Consider the following 13,371-nt stretch of genomic DNA (forward strand, 5'->3'; position numbering starts at 1 on the left):
CGGCTCGTCGAAGCGAGCTTGTGATAGTATATCATTGCCGCTAACTGGCCGGCATCGTTCGATCAATTACGGAAATCCATGATCAGCCTGCGTCTTTCGATCGCTTTGCTCGCCTCGGCCGTGCCGGTTGCCCCTACCCTGGCGCAAAACACGCCCGCGCCCGCCCCCACGCCCGCCGCGCCGGCGCCCGCCACCGCCGCCGATGCGCACCACGACCATGACAACGACATCATCGTCACCGGCACCCGGCGCAACGCGCGCGACGTGCTCGGCGGGGTGTCGGTGCTCGACGCCGCCGATCTCAGCCGCGAAATCCGCGCCAGCATCGGCGAGACGCTCGCGCGGCAGCCCGGGGTGACCGCGTCGAGCTTCGGCCCGACCGCCTCGCGCCCGATCCTGCGCGGACTGTCGGGCGACCGCGTGCGCATCCTCACCGACGGCATCGGCAGCCTCGACGTGTCGTCGTCGAGCGCCGACCATGCGGTGGCGATCAACCCGCTCACCGCCGAGCGCATCGAAGTGCTGCGCGGCCCCTCGGCGCTGCTGTTCGGGTCGTCGGCGATCGGCGGCGTGGTCAACGTCATCGACGCGCGGATTCCGCGGCGGGTGCCGGACGGCGTTGCCGGGGGCGACGTGCTGCTGACCTACGGCACCGCGGCGCACGAGCGCTCGGCCAACCTCGGGCTCGACCTCGCGCTCGGCGGCAACTTCGTCGCGCACGCCGACGGCAATTGGTCGGACAGCGAGGATTTGCGTACCGGCGGTTATCTGCTCTCGCACGATTTGCGCGAGGAAGCGGCGGCGAGCCCGTTCGCCGAGGTGCGCGAGCTGGCCCGGCTCAAGGGCCGGCTGCCCAACACGGAAGCCGATTCCAGCGAGGTCGCCGGCGGGCTGGCGTACATCGACGGCGGGCTTAATATCGGCGCCTCGATCACCCGCCACACCGCGACCTACGGCGTGCCGATCCGCTTTTCGCTCGACCCCGCGGTCGAGGCCGAGGCGCCGACCATCGACGTCAAGCAGACCCGCGGCGATGCGCGCGCCGAAATCCCGCTGTCGGGGATGTTCAGCCAAATTCGCCTGCGCGGCGGCATCGCCAAATACCGCCACGACGAACTGGAAGACACCGGCGAGATCGGCTCGAGCTTCTTCAGCCGCGGCGGCGAGGGCCGCGCCGAGCTGGTCCAGGCCGAGCGCGGCGGCTGGGGCGGCACCAGCGGGGTGCAATATTTGAAGCGCTCGGTGCGCATCGAGGGCGAGGAGAAATTCCTTCCCGACAGCCGCCAGACGCAGCTCGGCCTGTTCACCATGCAGAGCCTGGTCAAGGGGCCGCTGCGCATCGAAGGCGGGGTGCGGGTCGAATTGAGCCGGCTCAACGCCGACGCCGACGACCAGCTCGACACCCCGCAGCGCAGCCGCCGTTTTACGACCTTTTCGGCGTCGGGCGGCGCGACCTATCAATTTTCGCCAAGCTGGCGCGGCGGGCTGACGCTGTCGAGCAGCGCGCGCGCGCCGTCGCTCGACGAATTGTTCGCCAACGGCCCGCACGCCGGAACCCAGGCGTTCGAGATCGGCGACCCCGATCTCGACCCCGAGCGCAGCCTGTCGATCGAGGCCAGCGCGCGCCACACGTCGGGGCCACTGCGGGTCACCGCGACCGCCTATCACAGCCGCTTTTCCAACTTCATCTTCCAGGCGCCGACCGGGGAAATCGAGGACGATCTGCCGGTCTATTCCTACCGCCAGGGCAGCGCGCGCTACACCGGGTTCGAGGTCGAGGCAGACGCCAAACTGGGCCGCGCGCTGGGCATCGCGTGGAGCGGCGAAGTGATCGCCGACGCGGTGCGCGCGACGATCAAGGGCTTCGGCCCGGCGCCGCAGATCCCGCCGCTGCGGCTATTGGGTGCGCTGACCGGCGAGGTCGGCCAGTTCGACGGGCGGTTCGAGGTCGAGCATGCGTTCGCGCAAAAGCGTACCGCGACGCTCGAGACCGACACCCCCGGCTATACGCTGGTCGGCGCGTCGATCGACTGGCACCCGCTGGCCAAGCGGCCTGAGTTGAGCGTGTCGCTGAGCGCCAACAATCTGTTCGACGTGGTGGCGCGGCGGCATTCGAGCCTACTCAAGGACTATGCGCCGCTGGCCGGGCGCGATGTGCGTTTGTCGGCGCGGCTGGGGTTTTAGGGGGTTGGGAGCGGGCCAGTCCGGGCATGGGAGTGCGGGTGACCGGCGACGCCAGCCACCCGCAGTGATTTACGCGACTTCCAGGATCCGTTCCGCCGCCTGTTCGATCAGGCGAACGACGTCGGCGGGCTTCGACACGTAGACCGCGTGGCTGCCCGATGTCTCGACCACCGTGGCACCCGCGCGGTCAGCCATCGCGCGTTGGGCCGGGGGCGGGATCATGCGGTCGTCCGCGGCCACCAAATAGAAGCTGGGCTTGGTCTTCCACGCCGGCGTAGTCACTTTGCCGGCGAGTGCCTCGACGCCCCACGGAACCTGCGAGTCCGCCATGAACCGGGCGGTGGCCGGATCGACGTCGGCGGCGAAAGATTCGGCGAACTTTGCACTGTCCAGCTTCAGAAAACCGTCCTGCGGCGGGAGGATCGGCGGAACCGGCGCGCCCGGCGCCGGATTGGCAATCAGCGTTTCAACCGATTCACCAGCGTCGGGGGCAAACGCCGCGATGTAGGCGAGGCTGGCAACCTTCGGGTCATTCCCGGCCTCGGTGATCACCACGCCGCCGTAGGAATGGCCGACCAGCACGACCGGGTGCCTGGCTGCGGCAATCGCGCGCTTGGTGACGGTCACGTCATCGGCCAGCGACACGGTTGGGTTTTGAACGACGATCACCTCATGCCCCTCGCTGGTGAGGGCATCGTGCACACCCTGCCAGCCCGAGCCATCGACGAATCCGCCATGGACAAGGACAACGCTGACGGGATCTGGGGACGTAGGCATATCTCTTCTCCTTCAGTGACGGCGATAATGATTATCGCGATAATCATTACTACGACTCGAGGTTACTCCTTGTCAAGCGATTCCTTATCGCGATATATAAATCACAGGAGAACCGATCATGGCACCCCGCAAGCTACCCCTGGACAGCCAGTTATGCTTTTCGCTCTACGCAGCGAGTATGGCGGTCAACCGCACCTACAAGCCGCTGCTCGACCAGCTCGGCCTGACCTATCCGCAATACCTCGTGCTTAGCACATTATGGGAGCAGGGCGAACTGGCGGTGTCGGCGATTGCCGACCGCCTGTCACTCGAATCGAGCACCATAACGCCGCTCGTGAAGCGCCTGGAGTCCGCCGGGTTCGTGACACGCGAGCGCAATCCGAAGGATGAGCGCCAGGTGATTGTGAGCCTGACGGCAAAGGGCCGTTCGATGAACGACAAGACCGCCTGCCTGACGGAAAAGCTTCTCGAGCGGTCGGGACTCACGCCCGACCAGCTGACGAGGATGAACGGCCAAGTCCGGCAGCTGCGGGACGCGCTTGGCGCGGCCGACTGACCCTGACCTTTCCTTTGGTTGCGCAGGCCGGCTGGGATGATACCGTTCCCCGATGGCTGACGGCACGAACATTCCCGGCGGCGTGGTGCATGGCCTGCCGGGCGATCTGCGGCAGGCGCTGACGCGCGAGCCGGCCGCGCTGGCGACGTGGCACGATATCACGCCGCTGGCGCGCAACGAGTGGATCTGCTGGATTCAGTCGGCGAAGAAGTCCGAGACCCGGAGCAAGCGCATCGCGTGGGGGTGCGACAATCTGCGCGAAGGGAAGCGGCGGCCGTGTTGCTGGCCTGGGTGTCCGCATCGGTAGGTTAGCCGATGGGCACGCCTACTGTCTGCTTGCGACGATTGAACGAGACACTTTCAAATCAGTCGTCGTCGCCACGCCGGTCGTCGCGGTAGTAATAGCTGCGGCGGCGATCGTAGTCCCGAAACCGCCGCTTGCGACGGTCGTCCCGATACACGCGACGCTCGACGTACCGCTCGCAATAGCCGTCCTCGCAATAGGAATCGACAATACGCTCGCGCACGACGCCGTTGTTGGAAGAACTGTTGGAACTGGTGTTGGACGACTGGCTGCCCGCCTGGGCCGCGGTGGCGGTCATCGTGGCAAGGGCCATTGCAACAAGGGTCAAGCGCATCGTTGTCTCCAAGGGTTGCCGGCAGGTTGGAGAAGCGATGACTTACCCAGCATGAACGAACGCCGCGGTGGCGCGAGCGCTCATCGCCTCACCCCGCCGCAGCGACCACTCGTCGAGCCTGGCGGAGGATCGAGTCCTCCCCGCAACGGGGAGGTGGCAGTCCGCGGGAGTGACGGAGGGGGTCATCCGCGTGGCACCAACCCCCCTCCACCACCGCTGCGCGGCGGTCGCGGAGGATTAGATGTCGATGCCGGCGGCGATCGCTTCCAATTTGCGGACGCGTTCGCGGAGGTCGGCGATCTCGATCCGGCCGGTGGCCGGGGGCAGGCCCTTGTCGGCGGCGTCGTGGCTCAGCTCGAAGCGCTTCAATTCGAGCCAGCCTTGCCAGCCCTTGAGCCCGGCCCAGGCGGCCAGCGCCACCGCGGCGAAAATGCTCAGGCCGAGCAGGCCGATGGTCAGCGGTTCCATCACTTCTCCTCCCGCAGCGCCTCGATCTCGCGCGCCAGCTCCTGGTTGGGTTTGGACAGATGATCGTCGATCGCCATCAGGCGGCGGTCGGTGACGTCGAGCTCGGTGCGCATCTTGTGCACCGACGGGCGGACCCTGGTGACCTGGTCCATGCGCTCGAAATCGCTCAGCGGCGCAGCGCCGCCATCGACCTCGCGCTTGCACTGGATGGTGAACCAGATGCCGAGCGCGGCGTAGGTGATCAGCGCGACTTCCCAGCTGATCAGGAACACGGCGGCGACGAAGCCGACGCGGATGAAGGTCGGGTCGATGCCGATGCGCTCGCCCAGCGCCGAGCACACGCCGACCAATTTGGCGTCGCGGCGGTTGAGCGAATAGCGGTAGGATTTGCGGGCCATCGGTATTCCCCTTCTCTAGTTGGCGCGGGCCGCGAGGGCGGCTTTCATGGCGGCGAGCTCGGCGTCGACCTTCTCGGCGGCGCGCAGCTCGGCGAACTCGTCCTCGAGGCTGTTGGCGCCCATCCCGAGCGCGTCGGCGCGGCCTTCGGCGAAGTCGGCGCGGCGCTCGAGGATTTCAAACTTGGCGAACGCATCCTGGGTGCGGCTGCCGTGGAGAATTTCGCGGGCCTTGGCGCGCGACACCGCGCTTTCGAGGCGCGCGGCGATGGCGTTCTGGCGGGCGCGCGCCTCGCGCAGCTTGGCCTGCAATTTGGCGATGTCGGCCTCATAGGCCTTGAGCGTGGTTTCGATCGCGGCGATCTCGGCGCGCAGGCTGTCGGCCATGTCGGCGGCGTTCTGGCGCTCGGCGAGCGCGGCCTTGGCGAGATCCTCGCGGCCCTTCGACAGTGCCAGCTCGGCCTTGTCGGTCCAATTGGCCTGGAGGTCGTCGAGGCGGCTGACGACGCGGCGCATTTCCTTGCCGTCTGCGATCCATTTGGCGGCCGAGGCGCGGACTTCGACCAGGGTCTCTTCCATTTCGAGGATGATCATGCGGATCATCCGCGCCGGGTCTTCCGCCCGGTCGAGCAATTCGGTCATATTGGCCGCGACGATATCGCGCGTGCGGCTGAAGATCGGGCCCGACAGCATCGCCGCCAGGGGAGCGAAGCGCGGCGCCGGGGCCGGCTGGGGCTGCTCGGTCATCCGCGGGGTGCGGAGCGGCGCGCGCGCTTCGAGGACGGCGAGGTCATGCATTGAGGGTCTGCTGAACGGGGGCGGCGATCGACTGGGCGGGACCGACGGCGGCGCCGACCGCGACAGTGCTCATCAAGAGCGAGGCGGCGGCGGCAACCAGGGTCCGCGTGAGCTTGGACTGGTTGGACATGTTCATTCTCCCTTTGGCGCCCGCCGTGAGGTGGCGGGCGATGCCAATGCTAATTCAAGGGCCGTGCCAATCGCGGATTTGCGCGGTTTCTGACGCGAATGGCGGGGATTTCGGGGCGATGTGGGAGTTTGCACCACCCAAGGCTTGGCGGATTCCACCAACCACTTGGTGAGTTCGGCGGAACCTCTCGCCACCCTCGTGGCTTCAAGCGGCAACCACTTCTTTTCAAAGGACACGACCATGTTGGGCAAGATCGCAGGCGCATTGATCGGCAACCGCATCGCGGGGCGTCACAGCGGCGCCAAGGGCGCGCTGATCGGGGCAGGCGTGGCCGCCATCGCGCGGCGCGGGCTCGGGCCGCTCGGGCTCGCGCTGGCGCTCGGCTATGGCGCCAAGAAGCTCTACGACCGCCGGGGCGGCCGCGCGCCGGTTTACCCGTCGGACGCCGCGCCGTCGTCGCCGCCGGCCTGAGCCTCGGGATCGAAAAAGGGCTCGACCACGCCGTTCAATTTGACCGTCATGGGATTGCCGTGGCGGTCGCGGCTGCGCCCGGCGGCGACGCGGATCCAGCCTTCCGAGATGCAATACTCCTCGACGTTGGTCTTTTCCGCGCCGTTGAAATTGATCCGCACCCCGCGGCTCAGGATGTCCTGGTCGAAGTAGGGACTGCGCGGGTCGAGCGACAGGCGGTCGGGAAATTCGGTGGGTTTGTCGGTCATCGGCGCCCCCTACCGCCGTGCGCGCCATGCGGTCAACGCAGGCGAAAAACCGGTTCAGCAAACCGACAGCAAGCGCGCACGAGGATGTGACCCTGTAACATTGAGGGAGCGCGTCGATGGGCCGGTCGAAGCTGTGGGTCGCTGCGGTGGCAGCGCTGGTGGTTACCGGGTCGGCGCAATTGGGCCGGGGTTCGCCGGCGGCGGCGCAAGCGGCTGACAGCGGCGTGCGCGCCGGGGGCAGCCTTGCCTCGTTCCGCTCCGACCGCGAGTTGCGCGCCTTCCTCGAGAAGCGCCGCGAGACGCGCCAGGACAGTCGGGGCCAGTCGAGCGTGGTCTATGCGCCGCCGCCGCCGGCTCCGCCGCCACCGCCCGCCGCGACCGCCGAATCATCGGCCGATGCGATCGTCACGACCGGGTCGCGCGTGGCGAAATCCGATGCCATCACCAACAACCAGGAAGCCGGCGTCGACGAAGGCGGGATCGTCAAGAAGCGCGGCGATTTGCTGGTCATCCTGCGCCGCGGGCGGCTGTTCACGGTATCGACCGCGCGCGGCGGGATGCGGCCGGTCGATGTGATCGACGCGATGCCGCCCGGAGTCGACGGCAGCGGCGACTGGTATGACGAGATGCTGCTCCACGGCGACCGCGTGGTGGTGGTCGGGTACAGCTATCGCCGCGGCGGGACCGAGATCAACCGCTTCCGCCTGTCGCCCGACGGCCGTCTGCGCTTCGAGGATTCCTACCACCTGCGCTCGAACGATTATTATTCGTCGCGCAACTATGCCTCGCGGCTGATCGGCAACCGGCTGATCTATTACACCCCGCTCGCGCTGGAGTGGGAGGACGACCCGTTCGAGGCGTTCCCCGCGGTGCGGCGGTGGACCGGCAACAATAACGAGATCGACTTCCGCCCAATCGTCGACGCGCGCGAGGTGTTTGTCGTGCCCGAGATGCGCGACGACCCCGAGGCGCCGCTCGACACGCTCCACAGCGTGATGAATTGCGACCTCACCGCGCCGGTGCTCGACTGCGACGCCATTGCGGTGCTCGGCCCCGCCTCGCGCACCTTCTACGTGTCGGGCAATGCGGTCTATCTGTGGGTGTCGGACGCGTGGAGCGGCCAGGCCGAGGGACGCGGCGGGGTGCGCAGTTTCGCGTTCCGCCTGCCGTTTGGCGACGAGGCGCCCTCGGCGATCGCCGCGCGCGGCGCGCCGACCGACCAATTCTCGTTCCGCGAGGATGCGCGGGCCGGGCTGCTCGATGTGCTGGTGCGCGCCGACGGCGGCGGCGACGCGATGTGGAACCCCGAGGCGACCATCGGCGATGTCGCTTTGCTCAGCATCCCGATCCGCTGGATGGGCAACGGCATGCGCGAGGTCCCGCTCAATCGCTACCGCCCGCTGCCGCGCCCGGACGAGGAGAACTGGAATTTCCAGAATCGCTTCGTCGGCAACCATGTGCTGTACGGCGGCGGAGGAATAGGCAGCGGCGACAGCGCGCGACTGGTCGCGGCGGGATTGCGCGGCGGGCCGGTGGCGGAGATTCCGCTGCCGCACGCGGTCGAGCGGATCGATATCCTCGGCGGCGACGGCGTGGTGATCGGCAACGACAATCGCGGCGGACTCAATTTCACCGCGATCGACTTGCGCCGCGCGTTCGCCGCCAAGGGCGCGAGCTTCCTCATGCCCAACGCCGCGCAAGGCGAAAGCCGCAGCCACGGTTTCTTCTACCGCGCCGACGACCCTGAAGGCGCCAACGGCGTGCTCGGGCTGCCGATCGCGCGTGCCGTCGACCCCGGCTTCCACCGCTTCTTCGGCAGCGCGGCATCACTGCTGTTCCTGCGCCGCGACCAGCGGCGGCTGGTGATGGCGGGCGAGCTTGGCGCGCAATACCGTCGCGCCGCCGACGACCGCTGCGTCGCCAGCTGCGTCGACTGGTACGGCAATGCGCGGCCGATTTTTGCCGGCGACCGCATCTTTGCCCTGCTCGGCTACGAGCTGGTCGAAGGGCGCATGGCGCGCGGCGCGATCCACGAGATCGACCGCGTCGATTTCGCGCCGGGCGGGCGGATGTGGCGCCAGGGCAGGCGGTAGCCGGATAGTTGCCCGCGTCGCCGCGCCGCACTAAGCGGCTCGGGACAATGAGCGACAAAGACCCCCATCTGCGCGCCAACCGGCCGCGCCTGGCATTGCACGTTCCCGAGCCCGCGCTGCGCCCCGGCGATGCGCCCGATTTTTCCAAGGTCGACATCTCGGCGCCCGGCGCGGCGGCGCGGCCCGATGTCGCGGCGGCGGCGGCCGAAACGCATCCGCTGACCACGCAATTGGTGCGGGTGCTCGGCGACGACCATAAAGCGGCGGGGCCGTGGGACCCCAAGCTCGACCCCGACACATTGCGAAAAATGCTGGCCGACATGGTCACCGTACGGGTGTTCGACGACCGCATGTATCGCGCCCAGCGCCAAGGCAAGACCAGCTTCTACATGAAGTGCACCGGGGAGGAGGCGATCGCGGTTGCCGCCGCCACCGCATGCGACCGCGACGACATGCATTTCCCGACCTATCGCCAGCAGGGCCTGCTGGTCGCGCGCGGCTATCCTCTGGTCGACATGATGAACCAGATTTATTCGAACAAGGGCGACAAGTTGCAGGGCCGCCAGCTGCCGATCATGTATTCGGACAAGCCGCACGGCTTCTTCTCGATCTCGGGCAATCTCGGCACCCAGTTCCCGCAGGCGGTGGGGTGGGCGATGGCGAGCGCGATCAAAGGCGACAGCCGGATCGCGATGGGCTGGATCGGCGACGGCGCGACCGCTGAGGGCGACTTCCATTCGGCGCTGACCTTCGCGGCGGTGTACAACGTCCCGGTGATCCTCGCGGTGGTCAACAACCAGTGGGCGATCTCGAGCTTTTCGGGGATCGCCGGCGCCGAACGCGCGACCTTCGCCCAGCGCGCGGTCGGTTATGGCATCGCCGGCCTGCGCGTCGACGGCAATGACGCGCTCGCGGTGTACGCCGCGGTGCGCTGGGCGGCCGACCGCGCGCGCTCGAACAACGGCCCGGCGCTGATCGAGTTCTTCACCTATCGCGCCGAGGGCCATTCGACTTCCGACGACCCGAGCGGCTACCGGCCGGCGGCCGAAGCCAAGGCGTGGCCGCTGGGTGACCCGATCGAGCGCTTGAAGGCGCATTTGATCGGCCTCGGCGAATGGGACGACGAGCGCCACGATGCCTTGGTCAAGGACGCCGACGCGACGGTCCGCGCGGCGCAGAAGGAGTCCGAAAAACTCGGCATCCTGCCGCAGCAGGGCAAGGACGATATCGGCAGCATGTTCGAGGACGTTTACGCCGAGGTGCCGTGGCACATCGCCGAGCAGCGCGAGGCTGCTTTGGCTGAAAGCAAGGACGGCTGACAGTGGCGGTGATGAACATGATCCAGGCGATCAACAGCGCCCACCGCGTGACCATGGCGGCCGACCCCGACATCGTCGTGTTCGGCGAGGACATCGGTTATTTCGGCGGGGTGTTCCGCGCCACCGAGGGCTTACAGCGCGAATTCGGCAAGACCCGCGCGTTCGACGCGCCGATTTCGGAGAACGGCATCGTCGCCACCGCGGTCGGGATGGCGGCCTACGGCCTCAAGCCGGTGATCGAAATCCAGTTCGCCGATTACATCTACCCCGGCTACGACCAGATCGTCAGCGAGGTGGCGAAAATGCGCTACCGCACGGCGGGCGAATGGACGATGCCGATGGTGATCCGCACACCCTATGGCGGGGGGATTTTCGGCGGGCAGACGCACAGCCAGTCGCCCGAAAGCCTGTTCACCCATATCGCGGGGTTGAAAGTGGTAGTCCCGTCGACCCCGCACGACGCCAAGGGGCTGCTGATTGCGGCGATCGAGGATCCCGATCCAGTGATCTTCTTCGAGCCCAAGCGGATCTACAACGGCCCGTTCGACGGCCACCACGACCGCCCGGTGACGCCGTGGGCTAAGCATGCCGACGCCGAGGTGCCCGACGGACATTACACCGTGCCGCTGGGTCAGGCGCGGGTGGTGCGCGAAGGCGCCGAGCTGACCGTGCTGGCCTATGGGACGATGGTCCATGTGGCGCTGGCCGCGGTTGAGGCGCAAGGACTCGACGCGGAGGTGATCGATTTGCGCACTTTGGTGCCGCTCGACATCGCGACGATCGAGAAATCGGTCGAGAAGACCGGGCGCTGCCTGATCGCGCAGGAAGCGCCGCGCACGAGCGGTTTCGCGGCCGAGCTCGCGGCACTGGTGCAGGAGCGCTGCTTCTATCATCTCGAAGCGCCGGTCGAGCGCGTCACGGGGTGGGACACGCCCTACCCGCACAGTTACGAATGGGCCTATTTCCCCGGCCCGAAGCGCTTCAAGCGCGCGCTGGAAAAGGTCATGGCTGACTGATGGCAAACTACGAATTCAAGCTGCCCGACATCGGCGAAGGGATTGCCGAGGCGGAGATCGTGACGTGGCACGTCAAGCTTGGCGATGTGTCTCGGAGGACCAGCAGCTGGCCGACATGATGACCGACAAGGCGACGGTCGAGATGGAATCGCCGGTCGCGGGGAAGGTGGTCAAGCTGGCGGGCGAGGTCGGCGACCAGATCCCGATCGGCTCGGTGCTGGTGGTGATCGAGACCGAGGGCGAAGCGGCGGCGGTAGAGTCTAAGAAAGAAGTCCCGATTGCCGACGGCGCGGCCGAAGCAACGCCGGCGCAGGAACAAGCCATGCCAAGCGCGGCGGTCGAAGACTCCCCCCGCCCGCTTGCGGGAGGGGAAGAGGCACGCAGCGCCGAAGGGGCGGGCCTGTCGAAGGGCGAGGCCGAGCCTGAGACAGCCCCTCCCCCCGCCCCTCCCGCGAGCGGGAGGGGGGCTGCCCTCGCCTCCCCCGCGGTGCGCCAGCGCGCGCGCGACCTCGGCATCGACCTCGGCGAAGTGAAGACCGCCGGCGACCGCGTGCGGCACTCCGACCTTGACGCTTACCTGCTCTACAACGGTGGCTCGGTCTCGGGCCGCGGCGCCGCTGCCCGCCCCGACGAGACGATCAAGGTCGTCGGGCTGCGCCGCAAGATCGCCGAGAACATGCAGGAGGCCAAGCGCCGCATCCCGCATTTCACCTTGGTCGAGGAGTTCGACGTCACCGACCTCGAGGACACGCGCGCGATGATGAACCGCGACCGCGGCGGCCAGCCCAAATTGACCGTGCTGCCGTTCCTGATCGCGGCGATGGCCAAGGCGCTGCCCGACTGGCCGATGCTCAACGCGACCTACGACGACGACGCCAATGTCATCACCCGCCACGGCGCGCTCCACCTCGGCATGGCGACGCAAACGCCGAACGGGCTGATGGTGCCGGTGATCCGCGACGCGCAGGGCAAGAGCGTGTGGCAGCTGGCGGCGGAGATTTTGCGGCTGGCCGAGGCGGCGCGCTCGGGCAAAGCCGCGCGGGAAGAGCTGTCCGGCTCGTCGATCACGCTGTCGAGCCTTGGCCCGATGGGCGGGATCACCTCGACCCCGGTGATCAATCGCCCCGAAGTGGCGATCATCGCGGTCAACAAGCTCGAGGAGAAAGTCGTCGTGGTCGACGGCGAGATCGAGGTGCGCAAGCGGATGAACCTGTCGCTGAGCTGCGATCACCGCGTAGTCGACGGGTGGGACGCGGCCAATTTCCTCCAGGCGCTCAAAGCGCTGATCGAGAATCCGCTCAGGCTGCTGTCGGCTTGATCCGGCCGGCGCCGGGCAAGCGCCGCGCGCGCTTCATCCTGCCCGGCCTGTACCTTGCGCTGGCGCTCTACGTGTGGTTCGATTTCGCCACCGCAGCGCGCGACGGCCTCGCCAATCTCGGGCTGTTCCTGGTCACCGCGCCGGTCGCCGCGGTCGGCCTGCTGATCGACTCGTTCACCACCGGCACGCGTTTCTCGCTGCTGCCCGACGGCTTCGGCTACCTCGGCAATCACGCGATTTATTATGTCCCCGCGGTGTCGGTCACAGCGGGGCTCATGTTCCTGCTCGGCCGAAAGATCGACCGCCGCCCGAACTAGAGCCTGCCCTCGGTGGCGCGCGCCAGCGCCAGGCTACGCTCCTTGGCGTCCTTGAGCCCGCCGGCGCCGAGCAGATAGATCGCGGTCCGCTCGCCCTTGCCGACATAGAGGCCGAACTCGCGCGAATAATAAGCCTCGTCGCCGAGCCCGGCGATCGGCTCGAGCTCATAGCCCTGCGCCTTGGCCGACGCGATCGCGGTGGCGATGTCGACCGGTTGCACGGTCACGCTGACCTGCCCGCCGTCGGCCAATCGCGCGCCCGAATAGCCGTACTGGCAGATGTCGAGCCCGGCCGGGCCGCCGTCGTTGGGCAGGCGCTTGACCTCGCGGCCGAGCGCGGCGGTGGCGTCCGCGGCGGTCAGCACGTCGCACGCGGTGGACGCGGCGTTGGCTGTGCTCGGCTGCGAGGTGTTGCCCGGCGCGGCAGTGTCCTGCGAGCAGGACGACGCCACCAGCGCCAGCCCGACCAGACCTATCAATCGCGTCATAGAATCCCTCGCTCACCGCCGACCGGCGCGATGTATCGCGTCCGCACGGCGGCGGCGAGAGGGCATTTAGGCCGCCAGCAGATCGACTTCGGCGAGGCCGTTGGCGATGCCGGCTTCGCGCTGCGCCGGGCCGACCGCGATGCCGTCGGCGTGGA

16 protein-coding genes and 1 pseudogene are annotated in these 13,371 nt (G+C 67.9%); 9 read left to right on the plus strand and 8 right to left on the minus strand.

Annotated elements, in window-relative coordinates; translation table 11 throughout:
• Window positions 1-78: 78 nt before the first annotated feature.
• Complete coding sequence (locus tag RMP08_RS06555; protein WP_310468189.1) at window positions 79-2,184, plus strand: TonB-dependent receptor domain-containing protein; 2,106 nt, start codon at window positions 79-81, stop codon at window positions 2,182-2,184.
• Between the two features lie 69 nt (window positions 2,185-2,253).
• On the opposite strand, the gene RMP08_RS06560 is transcribed toward RMP08_RS06555, so the two are convergent.
• The gene (locus RMP08_RS06560; RefSeq protein ID WP_310468190.1) at window positions 2,254-2,961 is read right to left on the minus strand and encodes an alpha/beta hydrolase; all 708 of its coding nucleotides are present in this window, start codon (window positions 2,959-2,961) and stop codon (window positions 2,254-2,256) included.
• Between the two features lie 118 nt (window positions 2,962-3,079).
• On the opposite strand from RMP08_RS06560, the gene RMP08_RS06565 reads away from it, so the two are divergent.
• Window positions 3,080-3,517, plus strand: coding sequence for a MarR family transcriptional regulator (locus tag RMP08_RS06565; RefSeq protein ID WP_310468191.1), 438 nt, complete (start codon window positions 3,080-3,082; stop codon window positions 3,515-3,517).
• Window positions 3,518-3,569: 52 nt separating this feature from the next.
• Entirely contained in the window at window positions 3,570-3,824 is a 255-nt protein-coding gene (locus RMP08_RS06570; RefSeq protein ID WP_310468192.1) for a YdeI/OmpD-associated family protein, read from the plus strand.
• Window positions 3,825-3,882: 58 nt separating this feature from the next.
• Here the strand turns inward: RMP08_RS06570 and RMP08_RS06575 are convergent, their stop codons facing one another.
• The 5 genes from RMP08_RS06575 to RMP08_RS06595 form a co-directional block, all read right to left on the minus strand.
• Window positions 3,883-4,119, minus strand: a complete 237-nt coding sequence (locus tag RMP08_RS06575; protein WP_310468193.1) for a hypothetical protein — start codon at window positions 4,117-4,119, stop codon at window positions 3,883-3,885.
• Between the two features lie 273 nt (window positions 4,120-4,392).
• Window positions 4,393-4,623, minus strand: a complete 231-nt coding sequence (locus RMP08_RS06580; protein WP_310468194.1) for a hypothetical protein — start codon at window positions 4,621-4,623, stop codon at window positions 4,393-4,395.
• The gene (locus RMP08_RS06585; protein ID WP_310468195.1) at window positions 4,623-5,021 is read right to left on the minus strand and encodes a PspC domain-containing protein; all 399 of its coding nucleotides are present in this window, start codon (window positions 5,019-5,021) and stop codon (window positions 4,623-4,625) included. Before RMP08_RS06585 ends, RMP08_RS06580 begins: the two co-directional genes overlap by 1 nt.
• Window positions 5,022-5,036: 15 nt before the next feature.
• Window positions 5,037-5,711 carry a phage shock protein PspA gene (gene pspA, locus RMP08_RS06590; protein ID WP_310468204.1) on the minus strand — a complete coding sequence of 225 codons (675 nt, stop codon included), beginning with the start codon at window positions 5,709-5,711 and terminating at the stop codon, window positions 5,037-5,039.
• A gap of 97 nt (window positions 5,712-5,808) precedes the next feature.
• On the minus strand, window positions 5,809-5,946 hold the full coding sequence (locus tag RMP08_RS06595; protein ID WP_310468196.1) for a hypothetical protein: 138 nt from the start codon (window positions 5,944-5,946) through the stop codon (window positions 5,809-5,811).
• A gap of 240 nt (window positions 5,947-6,186) precedes the next feature.
• Here RMP08_RS06595 and RMP08_RS06600 point away from each other — a divergent pair, with 240 nt between their 5' ends.
• A complete protein-coding gene (locus tag RMP08_RS06600) occupies window positions 6,187-6,417 on the plus strand; it encodes a hypothetical protein (RefSeq protein ID WP_310468197.1) in 231 nt (76 codons plus the stop codon).
• Here the strand turns inward: RMP08_RS06600 and RMP08_RS06605 are convergent.
• A complete protein-coding gene (locus tag RMP08_RS06605) occupies window positions 6,378-6,665 on the minus strand; it encodes a DUF3297 family protein (RefSeq protein WP_310468198.1) in 288 nt (95 codons plus the stop codon). The genes RMP08_RS06600 and RMP08_RS06605 overlap by 40 nt on opposite strands.
• Window positions 6,666-6,781: 116 nt before the next feature.
• On the opposite strand from RMP08_RS06605, the gene RMP08_RS06610 reads away from it, so the two are divergent.
• The 5 genes and pseudogenes from RMP08_RS06610 (at window position 6,782) to RMP08_RS06630 (ending at window position 12,728) form a co-directional block, all read left to right on the plus strand.
• Window positions 6,782-8,758 carry a beta-propeller domain-containing protein gene (locus RMP08_RS06610; RefSeq protein ID WP_310468199.1) on the plus strand — a complete coding sequence of 659 codons (1,977 nt, stop codon included), beginning with the start codon at window positions 6,782-6,784 and terminating at the stop codon, window positions 8,756-8,758.
• A gap of 47 nt (window positions 8,759-8,805) precedes the next feature.
• Window positions 8,806-10,077, plus strand: coding sequence for a thiamine pyrophosphate-dependent enzyme (locus tag RMP08_RS06615; RefSeq protein WP_310468200.1), 1,272 nt, complete (start codon window positions 8,806-8,808; stop codon window positions 10,075-10,077).
• Window positions 10,078-10,088: 11 nt separating this feature from the next.
• Window positions 10,089-11,093 carry an alpha-ketoacid dehydrogenase subunit beta gene (locus RMP08_RS06620; protein WP_310468205.1) on the plus strand — a complete coding sequence of 335 codons (1,005 nt, stop codon included), beginning with the start codon at window positions 10,089-10,091 and terminating at the stop codon, window positions 11,091-11,093.
• A pseudogene (locus tag RMP08_RS06625) lies at window positions 11,093-12,411 on the plus strand (dihydrolipoamide acetyltransferase family protein). Before RMP08_RS06620 ends, RMP08_RS06625 begins: the two are co-directional and overlap by 1 nt.
• Window positions 12,408-12,728, plus strand: a complete 321-nt coding sequence (locus RMP08_RS06630; RefSeq protein ID WP_310468201.1) for a hypothetical protein — start codon at window positions 12,408-12,410, stop codon at window positions 12,726-12,728. Before RMP08_RS06625 ends, RMP08_RS06630 begins: the two are co-directional and overlap by 4 nt.
• Here RMP08_RS06630 and RMP08_RS06635 read toward each other — a convergent pair.
• On the minus strand, window positions 12,725-13,216 hold the full coding sequence (locus RMP08_RS06635; RefSeq protein WP_310468202.1) for a hypothetical protein: 492 nt from the start codon (window positions 13,214-13,216) through the stop codon (window positions 12,725-12,727). The genes RMP08_RS06630 and RMP08_RS06635 overlap by 4 nt on opposite strands.
• Window positions 13,217-13,371 lie beyond the last annotated feature (155 nt).

The organism is Sphingomonas sp. (genome assembly GCF_031426035.1).
In the GTDB taxonomy this organism is placed as follows: domain Bacteria; phylum Pseudomonadota; class Alphaproteobacteria; order Sphingomonadales; family Sphingomonadaceae; genus Sphingomicrobium.